We start from the raw sequence: 22,041 nt of genomic DNA, 5'->3' as shown, positions 1-22,041 counted from the left end.
ATGAGCGATACCGTGTCCACGTTGACCGTGCCGTTTTCGGAGAACGCGTTGAGCGCATCGCCGCCCGTCCGCCGCCGCGCCGCGTCGGTCACCACCGAACCGCGGTGGGTGCAGGCGTTGCTGATCCTCGGCGCGTTGGGCTTCCTGCTGGCGTTCCTGTTCCTGCCGCTGTTGCTGGTGTTCGTCGAAGCGCTGCGCGGCGGCCTGGGCGTGTTCTGGCGGGCGATCTCCGATCCCGATGCGCTCGCGGCGATCCGCCTGACCCTGCTGGTGACCGCGATCGTGGTGCCGTTGAACCTGGTGTTCGGCGTGGCCGCGGCGTGGGCGGTGAGCAAGCACCGCTTTCCCGGCAAGCGCTTGCTGGTGAGCCTGATCGACCTGCCGTTCTCGGTGTCGCCGGTGGTCGCCGGCCTGGTCTTCATCCTGATCTTCGGCCGCAACGGCTGGGCGTGGCCGCTGGTCGACGAAGGTATCCGGCTGCATTCGCCGGTGTTCGGCGAAGTGCTGCTGCAGCTGCCGCGGATCGTGTTCGCGTTGCCCGGCATCGTGCTGGCGACGACCTTCGTCACTTTCCCGTTCATCGCCCGCGAGCTGATGCCGCTGATGGAGCAGCAGGGCAGCGACGAGGAACTGGCGGCGCTGAGCCTGGGCGCCAGCGGCTGGCAGATGTTCTGGCGGGTGACCATGCCCAATATCCGCTGGGGGCTGCTGTACGGCGTGCTGCTGTGCAGTGCGCGGGCGATGGGCGAGTTCGGCGCGGTCTCGGTGGTGTCCGGGCACATCCGCGGGCGTACCAACACGCTGCCGCTGCACGTGGAGATCCTCTACAACGAATACGCCTACAGCGCCGCGTTCGCCTGCGCCAGCCTGCTGGCCCTGACCGCGCTGCTGACCCTGGCGCTGAAGTCCTACCTGGAATGGCGCCACGGCGAATCGCTGGCCGCCAATCACCGACACTGAGGTTGCGATGACCATCCGCGTACAGCACCTGGGCAAGCGTTTCGACGCGTTCGTCGCGCTCGACGACGTCAGCCTGGACATCCGCCAGGGCGAGCTATTGGCGCTGCTGGGGCCGTCCGGTTCGGGCAAGACCACGCTGCTGCGGGTCATCGCCGGGCTGGAGCATGCCGACGCCGGGCGCGTGCTGATCGACGGCGAGGACGCGACCGGCCTGCCGGTGCAGTCGCGCCGGGTCGGTTTCGTGTTCCAGCACTACGCGCTGTTCCGGCACATGACGGTGCGCGACAACATCGCCTTCGGCCTGCGCGTGCGCCGCGGCGCCGAGCGCCTGGCCGAGGCGGCGATCCGGGCGCGGGTGACCGAACTGCTCGCGCTGGTGCAACTGGACGGACTGGAATCGCGCTATCCGACGCAACTGTCCGGCGGCCAGCGCCAGCGCGTGGCGCTGGCCCGCGCACTGGCGATCGAGCCGCGCGTGCTGCTGCTGGACGAGCCGTTCGGCGCGCTCGACGCGCAGGTGCGGCGCGACCTGCGGCGCTGGCTGCGCGAGCTGCACGACCGCACCGGGCTGACCACGGTGTTCGTCACCCACGACCAGGAAGAGGCGCTGGAACTGGCCGACCGCGTGGCGATCCTCAACCGCGGGCGCATCGAGCAGCTCGGCAGCCCGGCCGACGTCTACGACCGCCCGGTGTCGCCGTTCGTGTACGGCTTCGTCGGCGCGGTCAACCGGCTGCCGGCGCAACTGCGCGACGGCCAGCTGCAGGTCGCCGGACTGGCGTTGCCGGCGCCGGACACGCCGTTGTCCAGCGGTCCGGTCGACCTGTACGTGCGCCCGGAAGATCTTGCACCCGGCGACAGCGGCTGGACGGCGACGGTGCTGTCCTCGCAGCGCAGCGGTTCGCGGCTGCGCCTGCGCGCGCAACTGACGCATGGCCAGGATGAAGTGGAAGTGGAACTGCCGGCGGGCGAGGGCACGGCGCGCTATGCGCCCGGCCAGGTGCTGCAACTGAGCGCGTGCCGCTTCGGCCTGTTCGCGCAGCGCAGCTAGCGATTCGTTCGGGTGCAGGCGCATAGCGGCGCTTGCGCGTTCTTCGATCGAATAGTTGCGTCGATCGAGTATTTGCAGCCAGCGGAGCGGTTGTGGGAGCGACTTCAGTCGCGACGAGGCTTTCCAGGGAAGGCCCGTCGCGACTGAAGTCGCTCCCACAAGTGCTTTTGCCGACCGGCCTGTGCCAGCGCCGCACGCGGGGCATGACGTAGACAAGCTTTGACCCCAAGAGCACCCGCACAAGGCCTGGGATGACTGGTTTGTCTTGAAAGTGTTGCACTGCAAGAAAAAAGCGGTTAAAAAAGTGTGAAGCCAGTGCGGGGCAAGGCGCTGGAACCACCCCCTCGACAACCGCAGGAGAATTACCGGTGAACAAGATCAAGCTTGGTGTCGCCCTGGCCGTAGCGCTGGCCGCCTCTCCGTTGAGTGCCCTGGCCCAGGACGAGGCGCCTGCCTCGCCGATCTCCGGTTCCTACGGCGTGGTCAGCGACTACGTGTTCCGCGGCGTGTCGCAGACCGACGAAGGCGCCGCGTTCCAGGCCGGCCTCACCTACACCTCGCCGTTCGGCCTGTACGTCGGCACCTGGGGCTCCAACGTCGATTTCGGCGCCGGCGATCCGGACTGGGAAGTGGACGGCTTTATCGGCTACAACGTCGACTTCTCCGAGAACTGGAACTTCGACGTGATGATCAACCGTTACGGCTATCCCGGTGCCGGCGGTTCGAACTACAACGAGCTGATCACCAAGACCAAGTTCCTCGACACCTACGCGCTGACCGTCGCCTACACCGACGATGTCTACGGCCTGGACGAGGACAGCTTCTACTACGCGCTGGACGGGAACTGGACCCTGCCGCACGAGTTCACCATCGGCGCGCACGTCGGCCGCACTACCTATGCCAGCGCGCTGCCCCAGTACCAGGACTACACCGACTACAGCGTCAGCGTCGGCAAGGCGGTCGGTCCGCTGGCGCTGAGCGTGGGCTACTACGACACCGACGACAAGGGCAACCAGAACTTCGGCGAGAAGCTGGCCGACCACCGTGTCGTGGTCTCCGGCACGATCGCGTTCTGATCGGGCCGCAGCGTCGCGAACGAAGAAGGGCGCCTGGTGGCGCCCTTCTTTTTGTGCGATGTCAGGACGGTTTACGCAAACCAGGTGGCGCAGCGGGCGGCATCGCCGCCGCCGCGGCAGGCATCACCAGCTCAACACCACCTTGCCGGCCTTGCCTTCTTCCATCAGATCGAAGCCCTTCTGGAACTCGTCGATGGTCAGCTGGTGGGTCAGCACCTTGCCGAGCGGGAAGCCGGACAGCACCAGCTGGGTCATCTTGTACCAGGTCTCGTACATCTTGCGGCCGTAGATGCCCTGCACGGTCAGGCCCTTGAAGATGATCTTGTCCCAGTCGGCGCCGGCGCCGCGCGGCATGATGCCGAGCATGGCGATCTTGCCGCCGTGGTACATGCAGTCGAGCATGTCGTTGAACGCGCGCGGGTTGCCGCTCATCTCCAGGCCCACGTCGAAGCCTTCCATGTGCAGGTCGGCCATCACGTCCTTGAGCGAGGTGTTGGCGACGTTGACCACGCGCGTGGCGCCCATGTCGGCGGCCAGCTTGAGGCGGAAGTCGTTGACGTCGGTGACCACCACGTTGCGCGCGCCGATGTGCTTGCAGATGCCGGCGGCGATGATGCCGATCGGACCGGCGCCGGTGATCAGCACGTCCTCGCCGATCACGTCGAACTCCAGCGCGCAGTGCGCGGCGTTGCCGTACGGATCGAAGAACGCGGCCAGTTCCGACGGGATCTGGTCCGGGATCGGCCACAGGTTGGAGGCCGGCATCACCATGTATTCGGCGAAGGCGCCGTTGACGTTGACGCCGATGCCGACCGTGTTCGGGCACAGGTGCGGGCGGCCGCCGCGGCAGTTGCGGCAATGCCCGCAGACGATGTGGCCTTCGGCCGACACGCGCTGGCCGATCTGGTAGCCGCTGACCGCCGAGCCGAGCTCGGCGATGCGGCCGACGAACTCGTGGCCGATGGTCAGGCCAGGCTTGATCGTGCGCTGGCTCCATTCGTCCCACAGGTAGATGTGCAGGTCGGTGCCGCAGATCGCGGTCTTCTCCAGCTTGATCAGCACCTCGTTGGGGCCGGGTACCGGCACCGGCACCTGTTCCAGCCAGATGCCCTTGGCTGCGTCGCGCTTGACCAGCGCTTTCATTGTTTGCGCCATGGCGGTGCAAGACTCGGGGTTGGGAGGGCGCGAAGTATAAGCCGCCCGCGGGCGCGGCCATGTTGCGGCGCGTGCGGGGTGCCGTTGGTCACGGTCGCGGGATCGGTTGCGTTCGTTACAATCTAACGTCTGTCTAACGTTAGTCGCGAAGGAATCCATTTGATGCGCTCGAATCTGTTGGCTGTCGCCGTTGTCGCCACCCTGGCCTGTGCCCCGGCCGCCCATGCCGGCGAAGGCATGTGGGTCCCGCAGCAATTGCCGGATATCGCCGGCCCGCTGCAGCAGGCCGGACTGAAGCTGTCGCCGCAGCAACTGGCCGACCTGACCGGCGATCCGATGGGCGCGGTGGTGTCGCTGGGTGGCTGCACCGCCAGCTTCGTCTCCCCGCAGGGCCTGGTGGTGACCAATCACCATTGCGCCTACGGCGCGATCCAGCTCAATTCCACGCCGCAGAAGAACCTGATCCGCGACGGTTTCAGCGCCGCCAGCGCCGGCGCCGAACTCAGCGCCGGGCCGAACGCGCGCATCTACGTGCTCGACCGCATCAGCGACGTCACCGAGCAGGCCAAGGCGGCGATGGCGGTTGCCGGCACCGACGCGCTCAAGCGCACCCAGGCGCTGGAGGCGTTCGACAAGGCCCAGGTCGCGGCCTGCGAAGCCGAGGCCGGCTACCGCTGCGAGCTGTACAGCTTCGCCGGCGGCAACACCTACCGGCTGTTCCGCACCCTGGAGATCCGCGACGTGCGCCTGGCGTACGCGCCGCCGTCGGGGATCGGCAAGTTCGGCGGCGACGTCGACAACTGGATGTGGCCGCGCCACACCGGCGATTTCTCGTTCTACCGCGCCTATGTCGGCAAGGATGGCAAGCCGGCCGCCTACGCCAAGGACAACGTGCCGTACCAGCCCAAGCATTTCCTGAAGTTCGCCGACCAGCCGCTGGGCGCCGGCGATTTCGTGATGGTGGCCGGCTATCCGGGCCGCACCAACCGGTACGCGCTGGCGTCGGAGTTCGATGCCACCGCCGGCTGGGCCTATCCGACCGCAGGGCGCCAGTACCGCGACCTGATCGCGCTGGTCGAGCAGGCCGGCAAGCAGGACCCGGACATCCAGGTGAAGTACGCGGCGACGATGGCCAGCTGGAACAACGTCGCCAAGAACTACGAGGGGCAGCTGGAGGGCTTCAAGCGCATCGACGCGGCCGCGCAGAAGCAGGCCGAGGAACGCGCGGTGCTGGCCTGGCTCAAGCGCCAGGGCCGCGACGGCAAAGCCGCGCTGCAGGCGCATGCGCAGTTGCTGGCGCTGGACGACCAGGCCAAGGCGACCCGCGACCGCGATCTGGTGCTGCGCCAGTTGCGCCGCACCGGCGTGCTCGGCAGTGCGGTGTCGCTGTACCGCTTGTCGATCGAACGCGCCAAGCCCGACGCCGAGCGCGAGCCCGGCTACCAGGAGCGCGACCTGCCGGAGATCGAGGGCGCGCAGAAGCAGATGGAGCGCCGCTACGTCGCCTCGATGGATGGACAGCTGCAGCGCTACTGGTTCGACCAGTACCTGAAGCTGCCCAAGGCGCAGCGGCTGCCGGCGCTGGACCAGTGGCTGGCCGGCGCCGATGCGCAGACCGCCGCCGCGCGCCTGGCCGGCACCAAGCTGGGCAGCACCGAGGAACGCCTGAAGTGGCTGCGCGCCGATCGTGCCGCGTTCGAAGCCAGCGACGACCCGGCGCTGCGCTACGCGGTCGCGCTGATGCCGGCGCTGCTGCAGATCGAGCGCGAGGAGAAGCGCCGCGAAGGTGAGGAGCTGCTGGCGCGTCCGCGTTACCTGCAGGCGCTGGCCGACTACAAGAAGAGCCAGGGCGAGTCGGTCTATCCGGACGCCAACTCCTCGTTGCGCATCACCTTCGGCAACGTCAAGGGCTATACGCCCAAGGACGGCGTGGCCTACACCCCGTTCACCACGCTGGAAGGCGTGCTGGCCAAGGACACCGGCGCCGATCCGTTCGATTCGCCGAAGGCCTTGCTCGATGCGGCCAAGGCCAAGCGCTACGGCGGGCTGCAGGACAAGCGGTTGGGTTCGGTGCCGGTCAATTTCCTGTCCGACCTGGACATCACCGGCGGCAACTCCGGCTCGCCGGTACTCGATGCGCAGGGCAAGCTGGTCGGCCTGGCGTTCGACGGCAACTGGGAGTCGGTGAGCTCCAACTGGGTGTTCGACCCGGCCATGACCCGGATGATCGCGGTCGATGCGCGCTACCTGCACTGGATCATGCAGGAAGTGGCGCCGGCGCCGCGGCTGCTGAAAGAGCTGAACCTGAAGCAGTAACCGCGCGGCGCGGCGGCGGCGCGCGGCCGCCGCCAGTGCCTGGCCTGCCCGCCGCTAAACGGCGGCGGTTGCGGCGGCGGAGCGGGATGCGGTTCGGGGGTTTCCGGCAACGGAGCAGGTATCATGCCGCTCCGTTTCGTTCGCGAGGCGGGACCTCTCCCAAACGGAATTCCGCAGCATGCGCATCCTGCTCGCTCGTCACGGCGAAACCCCGTGGAACGCCGAAGGCCGCTACCAGGGCCAGATCGACATCGCGTTGTCGCCGGTCGGCGAAACGCAGGCGCAGGCGCTCGGCGCACGTTTGCGCGAGGTGCCGCTGACCCGCGCGGTGGCCTCGCCGCTGTCGCGCGCGCAGAGCACGGCCCGCTACGCGCTCGGCGCGGAGCGCGAGGCGATGCTGCTGACCGACCCGGACCTGCAGGAAATCGCTCACGGCGAATGGGAAGGCCTGCTGGCCAGCGAGATCAACGACAAGGATCCGGCGCGGCTGCGCGCCTGGCGCGAGGAGCCGGACACGGTGCTGATGCCGGGCGGCGAATCGCTGCGCCAGGTGCTGGACCGTTCCTGGCGCGGCCTGACCCGCGCCGCCGAGGGCCTGGGCGGGGACGACACCTTGTTGGTGGTGGCGCACGATGCGGTCAACCGGGTGATCCTGTGCCGGGTGCTGGGCCTGCCGATTGCCAAGCTGTGGAGCTTCCGCCAGGCGCCGACCACGCTGAACCTGCTCGAAGGCCCGGACGTGGAGCATCTGGAAGTGGTGCGCCTGAACGACTGCGCGCACCACACCCCGTTCTTCGGCGAGGCCAAGCACCGGGCGCTGTAGGGCTCTGTTCCAAGTTTTCGCATCATGGTTCGCTAGCGCGACGCAAAGACATGAGCAAATGCTTTCGCGCTTGGCGCGAGTCACTTTTCTTTGCTTGTGCAAAGAAAAGTAACCAAAAGAAAGCACACCCGGGCGGCACGCCCTCCGCGCTGCGCGCTCCGGGTGCGCAAGCCGACCGGACATTTTTCGGCGGCACATCCATGTGCCGTCGAAAAACGGCGCGCATCGTGCGCGCCGCCCCTGCGGGGTTTTCGTCCGATCGGCTTGCCGTGCCTCACGGGGCCCGGGAAAGCCAAAGCAAATGCAAAGCACAACCCCGGCGATTCAAGCGCTGTCGGCGCATCAGTCGAGTCCAGTCGAACGTATGAAAACCCTCCCCGAATGGCTCGCCTACATCGAGCAGCAACACCCGCAGGACATCGCGATGGGCCTGGAGCGCGTGCGCGCGGTGGCCGGACGCATGCGCCTGACCCGGCCGGCGAAGAAGGTCATCACCGTCGGCGGCACCAACGGCAAGGGCTCGACCGTGGCCTTCGTCGAGGCGATCGCACGCGCTGGCGGCTGGGCGGTGGGCAGCTACACCTCGCCGCACCTGCTGCGCTACAACGAGCGCGTGCGCATCGGCGGCGAAGAGGCCGGCGACGCGCAACTGGTGGCCGGCTTCGAGGCGGTGGAGGCCGCGCGCGGCGACACGCCGCTGACCTATTTCGAGTACGGCACGCTGGCCGCGCTGTGGCTGTTCGAGCAGGCCGACCTGGACCTGGCGGTGCTGGAAGTGGGCCTGGGCGGGCGCCTGGACGCAGTGAACCTGGTCGATGCCGACGTAGCGGTGATCACCACCGTCGACATCGACCACACCGACTGGCTGGGCGCGGACCGCGAGGCGATCGGTGCGGAGAAGGCCGGCATCGCGCGGCCGTGGAAGCCGCTGGTGCTGGGCGAGATCGATCCGCCGTCGAGCGTGCTGCGCCGCGCCTATGCGATCGGCGCCAACGCGATCCGCGCCGGCAGCGATTTCTTCCATGAGCCGATCGACGCCGAGCAATGGCGTTGGCGCGACGTCGGCACCACGTTGGAACTGCCATCGCCGCAGCTGCGCGCGCCGGTGCAGCGCGCCAATGCCGCCACCGCCATCGCCGCGTTGCGCGCGCTGCGCAAGGCCTTGCCGCGCACCGCCTATGCCGAAGGCGTGGCCGCGGCGCAGCTGCGCGGACGCCTGCAGCCGTTCGTGCGCGATGGCGTGGAGGTGCTGGTCGACGTCGGCCACAACCCGCAGGCCGCGCGCGAGCTGGCCGCGGCGCTGCAGGCGCAACCGCGCGCCGGCAGCACCCGCGCGGTGTTCGCCGCCCTGGCCGACAAGGACGCGGCCGGCGTGGTGCAGGCGCTGGCCGGGCAGGTCGCTGCCTGGTACCTGGCCGGGCTGCCCGGCGCGCGCGGCCAGAGCGGTGCGCAGTTGCAGGCGCGTCTGGCCGGTACCGACGCGGCGGCTGCGGCCACGGTCGCCGACAGCGTGGCGCAGGCGCTGCAGCAGGCCCTGGCGCAGGCGCAGCCGGGCGATCGGGTGTTGGTATTCGGCTCGTTCCGCACCGCCGCCGACGCCTTGCACTGGCTGCATTCAGCCGGCTGACCCCGCCCGCGGCCGGCTCGACCTTATAATCGCGGCGGCACTCCGCCATGCCGCCCCCTCAAGCTTTCCGTGGATACCGTCCTGAAACAGCGACTGATTGGCGCCCTCGTCCTGGTGGCGCTCGCCGTGATCTTCCTGCCGATGCTGGTCAAGGGCCCCGCGCCCGACAGCGGCGTCGCCAATGTCCCGCTGAACGCCCCGGACGCTCCGGCCGACGGCCAGTTCCAGACCCGCGAATTGCCGCTGGTGACGCCGGGCGACACGCCCAGCGGCGGCGCCGTGGGCATGGCCAGCGCGCCTGCCGCGCCGGCGCCGGCGCCGGTGCAGGACAACCCCGATGCCGCCGACCTGGCCACGCCAGCGCCGGCCGCCGCCGGCAGTGCCGCGCAGCCGCTGCCGCCGACCGTGGCGGCCGGCAACTACGCGGTCAATTTCGGCGCCTACTCCACGCCGGCCGACGCCGATGCGGTGATCGCGCGGCTCAAGCAGGCGCAGCTGCCGGGCTTCCGCGAGGCGGCCACCATCGGCGGGCGCCAGGCCTGGCGCGTGCGCATCGGCCCGTATGCCGACCGCGCCCAGGCCGAGTCGGTGCGGCTGCAGGCGGTCAAGGTGCGCAACGACGTCAACGCCCAGGTGGTGACCCTGGACGCGCCGAGCGCCACGTCGGTGGCCGCCGCGGCGCCAGCGGCCGCCGCCGCGCCGGCCAAGACCGAAACCCTGCCGCCGGAGCCGGCCAAGCCGGTGGCCGCGGCCAAGCCGCCGGTCGCCGCGACGCCCAAGCCCGAACCGGCCAGGCCCGAACCGGCCAAGCCGGCGGCGACGCCGGCGCCGGTCGCGGCGGCCAAGCCCGCCCCGAGCGTGCCGGCGGCCCCGGCCGCGTCTGGCACCGGCTTCGCCGTGCAGCTGGGCGCCTTCGGCAAGGCCGAGGATGCCAACGCCTTGCGCGACAAGGTCCGCGCCGCCGGCTTCAGCGCCTTCGTCGAACAGGTGCGCACCGACAAGGGCGCGTTGAACCGGGTGCGGGTCGGCCCGGTCGCCAATCGCGCCGATGCCGAACAGCTGCGCGCGCAGGTCGCATCGAAGGTCGGCATCAGCGGTATGGTACGTCCACACCCTTGAACCGGGTTTCGGCCCGCGGAGTCGCAAGCATGTACCAGGGAAGGGAACCGCGGCGCGCTGCCGCCGCCATGGCGCGGCCCGACCGCGGGAGGCGCGCATGATCGACATGGTGCTGCTGGCGGTGATCCTGGTGTCGGCGCTGCTCGGCGCCCTGCGCGGCTTCGTCGGCATCGTGGTCGGCACGCTGTCGTGGCTGCTGTCCGGCTGGGCCACCTTCCAGTTCGGCGGCGACGCCGGACGCTGGCTGGCCGACGGCGCGCGCCCGAGCATGACCTACTATCTCGGCGGCTATGCGCTGACCTTCGTGGTGACGATGGCGGTGGTCGGCATCACCGGCATGGTGATCCGCAGCGCGGTGCGCGCCACCGCGCTGTCCGGCACCGACCGCGCGCTGGGCTTCGGCCTGGGCACGCTGCGCGGCGGGTTCTTCGCCGCGGTGCTGGTGCTGCTGATGAGCTTCACCCCGCTGACCCGCGAACCGGCCTGGCACCAGTCGGTGGTGCTGCCGGTGCTCAGCCCCGGCGTGCACTGGATGCGCGCGCAGTTGCCGGACTGGCGCATGCCGCAGATGCCGCAGATGCCGCAGCTGAACATGCAGCAGATGAACATGCAGCAGATGGATTTGGGCAAGTTGCCCGCGGCAGGCGATAATGCCGCCCTGGGCAATGCCCTGTCGGCCAGCGGCCTGCAGGACATCGTGTCCAAGGCCCTGGGGCGTCCGGGTGCCCAATCCGCGCAGCCCGGAGGCGATCCGGCGCAGGTCCTGCCTGCGAACATCGATCCGGCGCAGGCGCGTCCGGCAGCAAACGACCCGGCACGGGTCGAATCCAACGGCCAGGCACGGCCACCTTCCCAATAGCGGCGCAGTCGCCGCGGAGAGCGCTCAAATGTGTGGCATCGTCGGAATCGTCGGCAATCAGAATGTCGCTGCGCAACTGTATGACGGCCTGGCCGTGCTGCAGCATCGCGGACAGGATGCCGCAGGCATCGCCACCGCCGATGGCACCCGCCTGCGCGTACAGAAAGCCAATGGCCTGGTCCGCGACGTCTTCGACGAGAAGCGCATGGCGGTGCTGGAAGGCCGGGTCGGCATCGCCCATTGCCGCTACCCCACCGCCGGCTCGGAAGGCATGGACGAGGCGCAGCCGTTCTACGTCAATTCGCCCTACGGTATCGCGCTGGCGCACAACGGCAACCTGATCAACACCGAGGCGCTGCGGCAGCAGGTGTTCGAGGCCGACCGGCGCAACATCAACACCGATTCGGACAGCGAAGTGCTGCTGAACGTGTTCGCCTACGAGTTGGACGCGCAGCGCATGCTGACCCCGGAAGCGGCGATCCGCGCGGTGGCCGGCGTGCACCGCCGCTGCAAGGGCGGCTACGCGGTGGTCAGCGTGGTGCTGGGCCTGGGCCTGGTGGCGTTCCGCGACCCGCACGGCATCCGTCCGCTGGTGCTGGGCAAGCGCGAGAGCGCCGAAGGCGACGAATACATCGTCGCCTCCGAGTCCTCGGCGCTGGACATCCTCGGCTTCACCCGCCTGCGCGATGTGCGCCCGGGCGAGGCGCTGGTGATCACCGGCCGCGGCGAACTGTTCTCCGAGGTCTGCGCCTCGCCGACCGACCATACCCCGTGCATCTTCGAGTACGTGTACTTCGCGCGTCCGGACTCGATGATCGACAACGTCTCGGTGCACAAGGCGCGCATGCGCATGGGCATGAAGCTGGGCGAGAAGATCCTGCGCCTGCGCCCGGACCACGACATCGACACCATCATCCCGATCCCGGACACCTCGCGCGACGCCGCGCTGGAGATGTCCAACGTGCTCGGGGTGAAGTACCGCGAGGGCTTCGTCAAGAACCGCTATGTCGGCCGCACCTTCATCATGCCGGGGCAGGTCGAGCGGGTGAAGTCGGTGCGCCGCAAGCTCAATCCGATCCACCTGGAGTTCCGCAACCGCGTGGTGCTGCTGGTCGACGATTCGATCGTGCGCGGCACCACCAGCCGGCAGATCGTGCAGATGGCGCGCGAGGCCGGCGCGCGCAAGGTCTATCTGGCCAGCGCCGCGCCGCCGGTGCGCTACCCGAACATCTATGGCATCGACATGCCGGCCGCCGACGAGCTGATCGCGCACGGCCGCAGCGAGCAGGAGATCCAGGAATTCCTCGGCTGCGACTGGCTGATCTACCAGGACCTGGAAGACCTGGAGACCGCGGTGCGCGAGGGCAACCCGGAACTGAAGACCTTCGATTCCTCGTGCTTCAACGGCGAATACACCACCGGCATCGAGCCCGGCTACTTCGAGCGCATCATGCAACTGCGTTCGGACGAAGCGAAGAAGAAGCGCCGCGCCTGACGCGGCGCTGCGGGACGCACGGATGCAGGACGCGCACGCCGGCGGAGACCTGCTGCAAGCCGCGCGGCGGTGCCTGGCCGCCAGCGCGCCCGAGGACAAGGTCGCCCTGACCCAGCGCTACGCCGCTGCGTTCGCCGCCGGCGAACTGCGCGTGCCGGCCGATGCCGGCGAAGCGGAGCCGATCCGCATGCCGGGGCGTCCGCCGCGGCCAGTGCTGGTGCATCCGCGCGAGCTGCCGCGGCGCGGCCTTGGCAGCGCCGAAGGCCGCGCCGCCTTCGTCCATGCGATCGCGCACATCGAGCTCAACGCGATCGACCTGGCCTGGGACGCGGTGTACCGCTTCCGCGGATTGCCCGACGCGTTCTATGCCGACTGGGTGGCGGTGGCAGCCGATGAGTCGCGCCACTTCGCGCTGCTGCGCGATCGGCTGCGCGCGCTGGGCCACGACTACGGCGATTTCGCCGCGCACAATGGGCTGTGGGAGATGTGCGAGAAGACCGCGCACGACGGGCTGGCGCGCATGGCGCTGGTGCCGCGCGTGCTGGAGGCGCGCGGGCTGGACGTGACCCCGGGCATGATCGTCAAGCTGCGCGCGCTCGGCGACGAGGCCACGGTCGAGATCCTGGAACTGATCCTGCGCGAGGAAGTGGCGCACGTCGCCGCCGGCTCGCGCTGGTACCGCTGGTATTGCGCGCGCGCCGGCATCGAGCCGCGCGCCCGTTTCGCCGAACTGCTGCGCGAATACGCCGGCGGCTATCTGCACGGCCCGTTCAATCTGCCGGCACGCTTGCTGGCCGGCTTCGACGAGGACGAACTGCTGGCGCTGCAGCACCAGGCAGGCTGACGCGCGGCGGCGAAACTGCGCAGCGCGCGCTGCCGGGTGGGCCTTCCTGCACCGACCGCGCACGGCACCGACTGGCGCGGGCCGCTGACATGACGAAGATGAAATGGCGTGCAGGTGCAGTCGATGCGCGAACCATCATGTCGTCGGCATTGATGGCGATCACGGCGCCTTCTGGAATGGCTATCTCTGAGTGGAAACGCCGCGCATTTGTCGCTTGCGCTGGCTGTCGGCCGGGCGGCTAATCGGAATCCCCCGCGCGCTGTGGACGCGCCTTCTGCGCGAGGGACGACGCTCCGTCTCTTCTCACCACCCCTGGGAGTACGACATGAAGTCGATCTGCTGCCTTACCGCGATGCTTGCGCTGTGTGTCGCCGGTTCCGCCTCCGCGGCCGGAAAACCCCTGTTCCAGAGCAGTCAGTACATTTCCAAGGCCATTCCCGGCGAGCCCGGGTTGAGTCGCGTGCTGGCCAATCCCGCCACCGGCGCCGTGCAGAGCGTGCGCGTGGACGCCGCTGCGGTCGACGCCACGCAGGCGCAGCTGGAACTGGACCTGCTGGGCCAGCGCATTACCGCCACGCAACTGAAGACCGAGCGGCTGGAAGACGGCAACAGCATCTGGTACGGCAATCTCGGCAATGCCGCCGCGGCCAAGGCGCGCGCCCGCTCCGGCCTGGATCCGCTGAATTCGGCGATCCTGGTGCGCAGCGGCGACACCATCACCGGCAGCATCCGCAGCAACGGCACGCTGTTCCACCTGCGTCCGATCGCCGGCGGCGGCCACGTGTTGGTCGAGGTCGACGAAAGCCGCATGCCGGCCGAGCATCCGGGCGAATACGCGCTGCTGCCGACCATCCGCATGCCGCAGGCCGCGATCGACGACCGCGCGGTCATCGCGTCCCCGACCGCCGGCCCGACCGCGACGATCCGCGTGCTGGTGGTGGCCACCAACCAGGCGGTGAGCGGCTACGGCGGCAACATGCAGTCGCTGGTGCAGCTGGCGGTGGCCGAGTCCAACCAGGGCTATGTCAACAGCAACGTCGGCATCAACTTGGTCCTCGCCGGCTATCAGACCACCACCTATACCGAGTCGGGCAACTTCACCACCGACCTGACCCGCTTCCGCGGCACCAGCGACGGCTACATGGACAGCATCCACACCACGCGCAACAGCGTGGCCGCCGACGTCGGCGTGCTGATCATCGACAACGCCAGCTACTGTGGCCTGGCCTCGGGCATCGGCTCGACCGCGGCCACCGCGTTCGCCGCGGTGTACTGGGACTGCGCCACGGGCTATTACAGCTTCGCCCACGAGATCGGCCACCTGCAGAGCGCGCGCCACGACATCGCCACCGATCCCAGCACCTCGCCGTACGCCTATGGCCACGGCTACCGCTACGGCAACAACTGGCGCACGATCATGGCCTACAACTGCCCGGTCAACTGCCCGCGCCTGAACTACTGGTCCAACCCGAACATTAGCTACGGCGGCGTGCCGATGGGCAATGCCACCAGCGCCGACAACCAGCGCGTGCTGGTCAACACCAAGGCGGCGGTCGCCGCGTTCCGCTGATCGAGGCAGTACGTTCCAGGGGCGTTCCGGTGCAGGCCGCGCCAGGCCCGTGCCGGAACGCCCCGCTTGCCGATCCTGCAGGCCGGCCGGACGCCGTGGCGTCCGGCTTCGGCTATGCTGCGCGACGAGGTGTCCGGCATGGCCGGGCGCGCACCGCTCACTACGTGTGGATCCGGCGATGGTGTTGAAGAGCATTGGCGTGCCAGCCGCCTTGGCGCTGGCGATGTTGAGCATGGGCTGCGGCCCGGCGGCCGATCCGCCGGCAGCGCCGCAGCAGGCGCCGGCCAGCGCTGCCGCACCGGCCGCCGCACCTGCCGCGGCATTCGACGAAACCCGAGCGCTGGACATGCTGGAGACGCGGCTGGCGGCCGACCATGTCTATGCCGATGCGCAGTGCCTGCAGTACGACGCCGAGACCGACGCCGAACCGGTGGCCGATGACGCCGCTGCTCCGCCACCCGCGACCGGCGGAGCCGCCGCCGCCGCACCGGCTGCGATCGAGTTCGCGGTGCGCGAGAAGCACGGCGACGGCTGTCCGGGCGACCCGCAGACCGCACCAGTGCGCGACCGCTATCGGGTCGAACGCTCCGGCGCGATCCTGTGGTACGACGTGGCCGAGGGCGATTTCGTCGGCTATGCGCAACGTGCGCAGGACCGCACCGGCGGCATGCTCTAGCCCGCGCCGCTCGTCTGTCGCGTTGTTTCGCGGCGGCGGACTACAGCTGCTGCAGCCGGCAATCCTGCGCGTCCACGCGCAGCACCGAGCCCTGTTCGTACCAGTCGCCGAGCACGATGCGGGTGCAGCTGCGGCCGTTCGCCTCCAGCGTGTGCACCGCGGGGCGATGGGTATGGCCATGGATCATCCGCGCCACGCCGTAGCGCGCGAACGTGGCCACGACCTCGTCCGGCGCCACGTCGGTGACGGTTTCGAACTGCGCCCGATCGCCTTGCTTCATTTCCGCCTGCCGCGCCTGGCTGGCGGCGCGCGCCTGCTGCGCATAGGCGATGCGCGCGGCCAGCGGCTGCGCCAGGAACTGCTGCTGGAACGCCGGACCGCGGGTCTGTGCGCGAAACGCCTGGTAGGCGGTGTCGTCGGTGCACAGCAGGTCGCCGTGCAGCAGCAGCGTCGGTTCGCCGTACAGGTCGATCACGCACGGATCGGGCAGCAGGCGCATGCCGGCGCGGCGCGCGTAGTCGGCGCCGAGCAGGAAATCGCGGTTGCCATGCATGAAATACACCGGCACGCCGGCATCGCTCACTGCGCGCAGTTCGAGCGCTACCGCATCGGCCGCCGCGGACGGCGTGTCGTCGCCGATCCACGCCTCGAACAGGTCGCCGAGGATGTACAGGGCCTCGGCAGCGCGCGCTTCGCCACGCAGGAACTCGAGGAACAACTCGGTGATCGCCGGCCGCGCCGGATCCAGATGCAGGTCTGAGATGAACAGGGTGGTCATTGGGGCATTGTAGAGCGGGGACCGGGGACCAGGGACCAGGGACCCGGAAAAGCGCAGTGTTGGCACGGCGGGAATTGCGCTTTTTTTTAACTTTCCCAATGCAATTCAAGAACGGTTGACATCGAAGCGAGGTCAAAGATTCTGGCCCGGTCCCCGGTCCCCGGTCCCCGGTCCCCGGTCCCCGGTCCCCGGTCCCCGCTACCCAAGCAATGCCGGCATCGGCAGCAGCCACAGCGACATCCCGGCCAGCAGCGCGCCGATGCCGGTGGCGGCGAGTACGTCGCTGGGGTAGTGCAGGCCTAGCACCACCCGCGACAGCGCCACGCAGGCGATGAACGGGATCAGCAGCGGTGCCAGCCACGGGTAGTACGCCAGCGCCACGATGCCGAACGACACCGCATGCAAGGTGTGTCCGGACGGAAAGCTGAACTCGTCCAGCGGCGCCACCCAGGCGCGGATGCGCAGGTCGGCCGCGTACGGGCGCGGGCGCCGGGTCCAGCGCTTGAGGCCCTTGTACAGGCTCAGCGCGACCACCCCGGTGGCGGCCATGTGCGCGGACGCGAACACGCCGTCCATGCCGTCGCAGACCACCAACAAGGCCATCAGCGCATACCAGAACACGCCGTCGCCGAGCCGGCTGATCATCGCGAAGAAGCGCCGCACGGAACGTTGCCGGCACCAGTGGTTGGCCTGACGGCACCAGCGGGCTTCGTGCCCGCGCAAGATCTCAAGCCGCGTCGACATGTGTCCTCCTGCTGGATGCCAGTTCGCCCAGTAGCGCTTCGAAATCGGCCACCACCCGTTCCGGGCGCAGCTGCTGCATTGCTGCGCAGGCGGCTTCGCCCAGACGCCGGCGCAGCGCGTCGTCGCCGCCCAGGCGCAGCGCCGCGGCGACGAAGTCCGCGTCGTCGGCCACCGCGGCGCCGTTGACGCCGTCGCGCAGGTATTCGCGCGCCGCGCCGTAGTCGAAGGCGACGGTGGCCACGCCGCTGGCCATCGCTTCCAGGGTCACGTTGCCGAAGGTCTCGCTGCGGCTGGGGAACAGGAACAGGTCGCCGCTGGCGAAGTGACGCGCCAGCGCGTCGCCGCGTTGCACGCCGCAGAAGATGAAGTCGGGATTCTCCTGCGCCAGGCGCTCGCGCATCGGGCCGTCGCCGACCCACACGAAGCGCGCGTCCGGCCGCCGCTGCTGCAGCTCGCGGAACGCGCGCACCGCCAGCGGCAGGTTTTTCTCCGAGGCGATGCGACCGACGTACAGCGCCGCGCAGCCAGCGTCGTCCAGGCCCCATTCGCGGCGCAGCTGCGCATCGCGGCGCTGCGGTTCGAACTGGCGGTTGTCCACCGCGCGCGCCAGCAGGCGCACGCGCTCGAAGCCTTGTCCGGCGAGGAACCCGAGCAGTTCGCGAGTCGGCACCAGGGTCGCGTCGGCCTGGTTGTGGAAGCGCCGCATCCAACGCAGCGCGGTCGACTGCAGCCAGGCGGCGCCGTACTGCGGCAGGTATTCGTCGAAGCGGGTGTGGAAGCCGGTGGCGATCGGGATGCCCAGGCGCCGCGCGGTGCGCAGCGCCGACCAGCCCAGCGGGCCTTCGGTGGCGATGTAGACCGCGTCCGGCGGCGTGGCCTGCCACAACCGGGCCAGGCGCCGCGGCGCGGGCAGGCCGAACTTCAGGCCGGGGTAGCGCGGCAGCGCCGCACCGCGCACCAAGTGCGCATCGTCGTCGTGGTCGCCGACCTGACGCGGCCGCACCACGTCGACCTGATGGCCGAGCGCACGCAATCCCAGTTCCAGCCCCTGCACGGTCAGCGCGACGCCGTTGACCTCAGGGGGGTACGTCTCGGTGACGATCGCGTAGCGCATGTTGAGGCTCCGGTTTGCCAAAGCTTCGCGCGCAGCGGTGAAGCGAACATGTCCAGAGGATGTAGGAATGATGACGCCGGCCCAGGGCGTTTAGCGACGCGCCAGCTACTGCGCCGCTACCCTCCCGAATCCCCAATCTCCAATCCCGGCCTTCAAGCCACGAACGGCCGGAAATTGATCCCCAACCCGGCCATGCCCTCGACTTCGCCGATCAGGTCGGCGCGCTGCAGCGGCCGCGCTTCGATCCACGGCTGCGACAGGATCAGGTGCAGATTGTCGCCGTCGGCCTTCAGCTCCAGCGACGGGATCGGTTCGGATTCGTGCGCGCGATGCAGCAGCACCGCCAGCCGCAGCAGCGCGGCCTTGCGCTTGGCGCTGAGCAGCAGGCGGTCGGGCAGGGCATCGAACGCGGTCTTGGGCACGTTGCGGCGGTGGGTGCGCACCAGCGTCGCCAGCACCTGCTGCTCCTGCCGCGAGAAGCCGGCGATGTCGGAGTGCTCGAGCACGTAGGCGCCGTGCACGTGGTACTGGCTGTGCGCGATGACCTGGCCCAGCTCGTGCAGGCGCGCGGCCCAGCCGAGCATGCGCCCGTCGTCGGCATCCAGCGCCCAGGCCGTGGCGACCTGTTCGAACAGCGCCATCGCGGTGCCTTCCACGCGCGCGGCCTGGGTCTCGTCGATGCCGTAGCGCTGGGTGAGCGCGGCGATCGCGGTCTCGCGCGGATCGTTCTCGCCGCCGCGGCCGAGCATGTCGTACAGGATGCCTTCGCGCATGGCCGCCTTGCTCACCATCAGGCGCTGCAGGCCCAGCGCCTGGAACGCGGCTTCCAGCACCAGCACGCCACCGGCGATGATCGGTCGGCGGTCGGCGGACAGGCCGGGCAGGTCGATGTCCTCGATGCGCTTGGCCAGCAGCAGGCGCTCGCGCAGTTGCGGCAGCGCCTCGGCGGTGATCGCGCCCTTGGTCAGCTTCATCGCCGCGCAGATCTCGCCGATCGCCTTGTGCGTGCCCGACGAGCCCAGCGCCTCGTGCCAACCCAGCGCGCGGTACAGCCCGGCGAACTGCTGGAACTCGGCGCCGATCTCGGTCAGCGCGTCCTTCCATTTCTTCTTCGACAGCTTGCCGCCGGGGAAGAAGCGCCGCGTGCTGGCGATGCAGCCGGCCTGCAGGCTCTCGCGCTCCAGGGTCTGGAAACCGCGGCCGATGATGAATTCGGTGGAGCCGCCGCCGATGTCGATCACCAACCGGCGCTGGTCCGGCTTGGGCGGTTGCGCATGCGCCACGCCCAGGTAGATCAGGCGCGCTTCCTCGCGTCCGCTGACCACTTCGATCGGATGGCCGAGCGCGGTCTCGCCGGGAATCAGGAACGCCTGCGGCGAGCGCAGCTGGCGCACGGTGTTGGTGGCCAGCGCGCGCACCCGCAGCGACGGCACGTCGCGGATGCGCTGGCCGAAGCGCGCCAGGCACTCCAGCGCGCGCTGCCGCGCTTCGCTCGACAGCCCGCCCTTGTTGTCCAGGCCGTCGGCCATGCGCACGGTCTCGCGCAGGCGGTCCACCACCCGCAGCTGCCCGAGCTGATACCGCGCCACCACCATGTGGAAACTGTTGGAACCCAGGTCGACGGCGGCCAGCAGGTCGCCATCGCGCAACGGCGTGTACGGGGAGATGGGAGGCATGGGCGGAATGGTAGCCGATGCACGGCGGGTGCCGTCCATCGGCGCGCGGGTGGCGTGGCTCAGAGCCCGTCGAGCAGCGCCAGCTGCGCCGAATGCGGCGGCTGGTCCTGGCCCGGCGTCAGCTTGCGGTAGGTGCCGCTGGCGTCCAGTTCCCACGCGTTGAGGTTGTCGTCCATGTAGTTCTTCAGCACTTCGCGATGGATGCGCTGGATCAGCTTCGGGTCCAGGATCGGGAAGCAGGTCTCGACCCGGCGCAGCAGGTTGCGCTCCAGCCAGTCGGCGCTGGCGCAGAACAGCTCCGGCGCGCCGTCGTTGCCGAACCAGTAGACGCGGCTGTGCTCGAGGAAGCGGCCGACGATCGAACGCACCCGGATGTTGTCCGACACGCCCGGCACGCCGGGGCGCAGCGTGCACGCGCCGCGCACGATCAGGTCGATCTTGACCCCGGCCTGCGAGGCCACGTACAGCGCGCGGATCACCTGCGGTTCGTTGAGCGCGTTCATCTTGGCGATGATGCGGCCCGGACGCCCGGCCAGGGCCAGCTTGGTCTCGCGCTCGATCCGGTGCAGCACGCCCGGGTGCAGGGTGAACGGCGATTGCAGCAGGCGCTTGAGGCGGATCTTCGGCGCCAGCCCGGACAGCTGCTGGAACAGCAGGTGCACGTCGTTGCAGATGTCCGCATCGGCGGTGATCAGGCTCAGGTCGGTGTAGGCGCGCGCGGTGCCGCTGTGGTAGTTGCCGGTACCCAGGTGCACGTAGCGGCGCAGCTTGCGCCCTTCGCGGCGCACGATCAGCAGCATCTTGGCGTGGGTCTTGTAGCCGACCACGCCGTACACCACCTGCACGCCGGCTTCCTGCAGGCGATCGGCCAGGCCCAGGTTGGCTTCCTCGTCGAAGCGCGCGCGCAGTTCGACCACCACGGTCACGTCCTTGCCGTTGCGCGCGGCCAGCACCAGCGCATCGACGATGCCCGAGTCCTTGCCGGTGCGGTACAGGGTCTGCTTGATCGCCAGCACCTGCGGGTCCACCGCGGCCTGCTTGATCAGGTCCAGCACCGCGGTGAACGCGTCGAACGGATGGTGCAGCAGCACGTCGCCGGCTGCGGCGATCTCGAAGATGCCCTCGCTGTCGCGCAGCGTGCGCGGGTTCATCGACGGGTACTTCAGGTCCGGGCGCTGCACCAGATCGTAGACCTGGTTGACCCGGCTCAGGTTGACCGGGCCGTCGATGCGGTAGACCGCGTTCTCCGGCAATTCGAAGTTCTGCAGCAGCGTGCGCATGATCGACTTCGGGCAGTCCGCGGCGATCTCCAACCGCACCGCCGGCCGGTAGCCGCGGTTGACCAGCTCGTCGCGCAACGCCAGCGCCAGGTTCTCCACTTCCTCCTCGTCCACCACCAGCTCGGAATTGCGGGTCACGCGGAACTGGTAGGACCCCATCACCTCCATGCCCGGGAACAGTTCGTCGACGAAGGTGGACAGCACCGAGGACAGGAACACGAAGCTCTGCCCGCCTTCGGACAGGCTTTCCGGCAGTTGGATGATGCGCGGCAGCGAGCGCGGCGCGCGCACGATCGCCAGGTGGCCGACGCGGCCGAACGCATCGGTGCCCTTCAGCACCACCACGATGTTCAGCGACTTGTTGAGGATCTTGGGGAACGGATGCGCCGGGTCCAGGCCCAGCGGCGACAGCACCGGCATGATCTCGTTGCGGAAGTAGGCGCGCAGCCAGCGCTTCTGCCGCGCGTTCCAGCTGTTGCGGCCGAGCACGCCGATGCCGGCTTCCTTCAGCGCCGGGCGCAGCACCTCGTTCCAGCAGCGGTACTGATGGTCGACCAGCTGTGCGGCGCGATCGTGGATGGTGTTGAGGATCGCGCTTGAGCTCAGCCCGTCCGGCGCCGGCGGCAAGCCGAATTCCAGCGCATGGCGCACGGTGGCGGCGCGGATCTCGAAGAATTCGTCGAGGTTGGTGCAGGAGATGCACAGGAAGCGCAGCCGCTCCAGCAGCGGCACGCTCGGATCCTGCGCCTGCGCCAGCACGCGGAAATTGAAGTCCAGCTGCGACAGTTCGCGGTTGAGGTACAACGACGGGTCGCGCAGCGGGTCGCTGGGAACGTCCGGTGGCGGCGTGGGCGGCAGGGCGGCGGCGCGGGGCATGG

General features: G+C 69.4%; 18 protein-coding genes. 12 read left to right on the top strand and 6 right to left on the bottom strand.

From position 1 onward, the window contains the following. The 3 genes from cysW (at nt 1) to VDQ83_RS16175 (ending at nt 3,087) form a co-directional block, all read left to right on the top strand. Complete coding sequence (gene cysW, locus VDQ83_RS16185) at nt 1-960, top strand: sulfate ABC transporter permease subunit CysW (protein ID WP_455435706.1); 960 nt, start codon at nt 1-3, stop codon at nt 958-960. Nucleotides 961-967: 7 nt separating this feature from the next. Further along, nucleotides 968-2,011, top strand: coding sequence for a sulfate/molybdate ABC transporter ATP-binding protein (locus tag VDQ83_RS16180; protein WP_455435705.1), 1,044 nt, complete (start codon nt 968-970; stop codon nt 2,009-2,011). 368 nt (nt 2,012-2,379) lie between these two features. Next, the gene (locus VDQ83_RS16175) at nt 2,380-3,087 is read left to right on the top strand and encodes a TorF family putative porin (RefSeq protein ID WP_455435704.1); all 708 of its coding nucleotides are present in this window, start codon (nt 2,380-2,382) and stop codon (nt 3,085-3,087) included. Between the two features lie 123 nt (nt 3,088-3,210). On the opposite strand, the gene tdh is transcribed toward VDQ83_RS16175, so the two are convergent. Further along, entirely contained in the window at nt 3,211-4,242 is a 1,032-nt protein-coding gene (gene tdh / locus VDQ83_RS16170; RefSeq protein WP_263397441.1) for an L-threonine 3-dehydrogenase, read from the bottom strand. Nucleotides 4,243-4,404: 162 nt separating this feature from the next. On the opposite strand from tdh, the gene VDQ83_RS16165 reads away from it, so the two are divergent. The 9 genes from VDQ83_RS16165 to VDQ83_RS16125 all read left to right on the top strand — a co-directional run bounded on the left by VDQ83_RS16165 (nt 4,405) and on the right by VDQ83_RS16125 (nt 15,571). After that, nucleotides 4,405-6,558: a S46 family peptidase gene (locus tag VDQ83_RS16165; RefSeq protein WP_455435703.1), complete on the top strand. Its 2,154-nt coding sequence runs from the start codon at nt 4,405-4,407 to the stop codon at nt 6,556-6,558. 178 nt (nt 6,559-6,736) lie between these two features. After that, nucleotides 6,737-7,381 (top strand): histidine phosphatase family protein, encoded by a 645-nt coding sequence (locus tag VDQ83_RS16160; protein WP_263397443.1) that lies wholly within the window; start codon nt 6,737-6,739, stop codon nt 7,379-7,381. A gap of 364 nt (nt 7,382-7,745) precedes the next feature. Next, nucleotides 7,746-9,008 carry a bifunctional tetrahydrofolate synthase/dihydrofolate synthase gene (gene folC, locus VDQ83_RS16155; protein ID WP_455435702.1) on the top strand — a complete coding sequence of 421 codons (1,263 nt, stop codon included), beginning with the start codon at nt 7,746-7,748 and terminating at the stop codon, nt 9,006-9,008. Between the two features lie 69 nt (nt 9,009-9,077). After that, nucleotides 9,078-10,127 carry an SPOR domain-containing protein gene (locus VDQ83_RS16150; protein ID WP_455435701.1) on the top strand — a complete coding sequence of 350 codons (1,050 nt, stop codon included), beginning with the start codon at nt 9,078-9,080 and terminating at the stop codon, nt 10,125-10,127. Nucleotides 10,128-10,224: 97 nt separating this feature from the next. Continuing rightward, nucleotides 10,225-10,986 (top strand): CvpA family protein, encoded by a 762-nt coding sequence (locus VDQ83_RS16145; RefSeq protein ID WP_455435700.1) that lies wholly within the window; start codon nt 10,225-10,227, stop codon nt 10,984-10,986. Nucleotides 10,987-11,014: 28 nt separating this feature from the next. Beyond that, nucleotides 11,015-12,481 carry an amidophosphoribosyltransferase gene (gene purF / locus VDQ83_RS16140; RefSeq protein WP_263397447.1) on the top strand — a complete coding sequence of 489 codons (1,467 nt, stop codon included), beginning with the start codon at nt 11,015-11,017 and terminating at the stop codon, nt 12,479-12,481. Nucleotides 12,482-12,503: 22 nt separating this feature from the next. Further along, complete coding sequence (locus tag VDQ83_RS16135; RefSeq protein WP_455435699.1) at nt 12,504-13,325, top strand: ferritin-like domain-containing protein; 822 nt, start codon at nt 12,504-12,506, stop codon at nt 13,323-13,325. A gap of 325 nt (nt 13,326-13,650) precedes the next feature. Then, nucleotides 13,651-14,895, top strand: coding sequence for a zinc-dependent metalloprotease (locus VDQ83_RS16130; RefSeq protein ID WP_455435698.1), 1,245 nt, complete (start codon nt 13,651-13,653; stop codon nt 14,893-14,895). Between the two features lie 178 nt (nt 14,896-15,073). Then, nucleotides 15,074-15,571 (top strand): hypothetical protein, encoded by a 498-nt coding sequence (locus VDQ83_RS16125; RefSeq protein ID WP_455435697.1) that lies wholly within the window; start codon nt 15,074-15,076, stop codon nt 15,569-15,571. Nucleotides 15,572-15,611: 40 nt separating this feature from the next. Here VDQ83_RS16125 and lpxH read toward each other — a convergent pair whose 3' ends face one another. The 5 genes from lpxH to ppk1 all read right to left on the bottom strand — a co-directional run bounded on the left by lpxH (nt 15,612) and on the right by ppk1 (nt 22,039). Next, a complete protein-coding gene (gene lpxH / locus VDQ83_RS16120) occupies nt 15,612-16,349 on the bottom strand; it encodes a UDP-2,3-diacylglucosamine diphosphatase (protein WP_455435696.1) in 738 nt (245 codons plus the stop codon). A 198-nt stretch (nt 16,350-16,547) separates the two neighbouring features. Beyond that, nucleotides 16,548-17,093, bottom strand: coding sequence for a phosphatase PAP2 family protein (locus VDQ83_RS16115; protein ID WP_263397452.1), 546 nt, complete (start codon nt 17,091-17,093; stop codon nt 16,548-16,550). Beyond that, nucleotides 17,077-18,207 (bottom strand): glycosyltransferase family 4 protein, encoded by a 1,131-nt coding sequence (locus tag VDQ83_RS16110; RefSeq protein WP_263397453.1) that lies wholly within the window; start codon nt 18,205-18,207, stop codon nt 17,077-17,079. The genes VDQ83_RS16115 and VDQ83_RS16110 overlap by 17 nt, the downstream gene beginning before the upstream one ends. A 152-nt stretch (nt 18,208-18,359) precedes the next feature. Continuing rightward, entirely contained in the window at nt 18,360-19,883 is a 1,524-nt protein-coding gene (gene ppx / locus VDQ83_RS16105) for an exopolyphosphatase (RefSeq protein WP_455435695.1), read from the bottom strand. A 59-nt stretch (nt 19,884-19,942) separates the two neighbouring features. Then, nucleotides 19,943-22,039: a polyphosphate kinase 1 gene (gene ppk1 / locus VDQ83_RS16100; protein ID WP_455435694.1), complete on the bottom strand. Its 2,097-nt coding sequence runs from the start codon at nt 22,037-22,039 to the stop codon at nt 19,943-19,945. Nucleotides 22,040-22,041 lie beyond the last annotated feature (2 nt).

Source organism: Xanthomonas sp. WHRI 7945, from assembly GCF_035026585.1.
The sequence above is the reverse complement of the archived record's forward strand: the minus strand, read 5'-3'. Positions and strand labels throughout refer to the sequence as shown.

Bases quoted from the DNA above. Each gene is read 5' to 3' on its own strand.
- cysW (WP_455435706.1), top strand. From the start codon at position 1: ATGAGCGATACCGTGTCCACGTTGACCGTGCCGTTTTCGGAGAACGCG.
- ppx (WP_455435695.1), bottom strand. From the start codon at position 19,883: ATGCCTCCCATCTCCCCGTACACGCCGTTGCGCGATGGCGACCTGCTG.
- VDQ83_RS16125 (WP_455435697.1), top strand. From the start codon at position 15,074: ATGGTGTTGAAGAGCATTGGCGTGCCAGCCGCCTTGGCGCTGGCGATG.
- VDQ83_RS16180 (WP_455435705.1), top strand. From the start codon at position 968: ATGACCATCCGCGTACAGCACCTGGGCAAGCGTTTCGACGCGTTCGTC.
- purF (WP_263397447.1), top strand. From the start codon at position 11,015: ATGTGTGGCATCGTCGGAATCGTCGGCAATCAGAATGTCGCTGCGCAA.
- VDQ83_RS16145 (WP_455435700.1), top strand. From the start codon at position 10,225: ATGATCGACATGGTGCTGCTGGCGGTGATCCTGGTGTCGGCGCTGCTC.
- lpxH (WP_455435696.1), bottom strand. From the start codon at position 16,349: ATGACCACCCTGTTCATCTCAGACCTGCATCTGGATCCGGCGCGGCCG.
- VDQ83_RS16115 (WP_263397452.1), bottom strand. From the start codon at position 17,093: ATGTCGACGCGGCTTGAGATCTTGCGCGGGCACGAAGCCCGCTGGTGC.
- VDQ83_RS16130 (WP_455435698.1), top strand. From the start codon at position 13,651: ATGAAGTCGATCTGCTGCCTTACCGCGATGCTTGCGCTGTGTGTCGCC.
- VDQ83_RS16160 (WP_263397443.1), top strand. From the start codon at position 6,737: ATGCGCATCCTGCTCGCTCGTCACGGCGAAACCCCGTGGAACGCCGAA.
- ppk1 (WP_455435694.1), bottom strand. From the start codon at position 22,039: ATGCCCCGCGCCGCCGCCCTGCCGCCCACGCCGCCACCGGACGTTCCC.
- VDQ83_RS16110 (WP_263397453.1), bottom strand. From the start codon at position 18,207: ATGCGCTACGCGATCGTCACCGAGACGTACCCCCCTGAGGTCAACGGC.
- VDQ83_RS16135 (WP_455435699.1), top strand. From the start codon at position 12,504: ATGCAGGACGCGCACGCCGGCGGAGACCTGCTGCAAGCCGCGCGGCGG.
- tdh (WP_263397441.1), bottom strand. From the start codon at position 4,242: ATGGCGCAAACAATGAAAGCGCTGGTCAAGCGCGACGCAGCCAAGGGC.
- VDQ83_RS16165 (WP_455435703.1), top strand. From the start codon at position 4,405: ATGCGCTCGAATCTGTTGGCTGTCGCCGTTGTCGCCACCCTGGCCTGT.
- folC (WP_455435702.1), top strand. From the start codon at position 7,746: ATGAAAACCCTCCCCGAATGGCTCGCCTACATCGAGCAGCAACACCCG.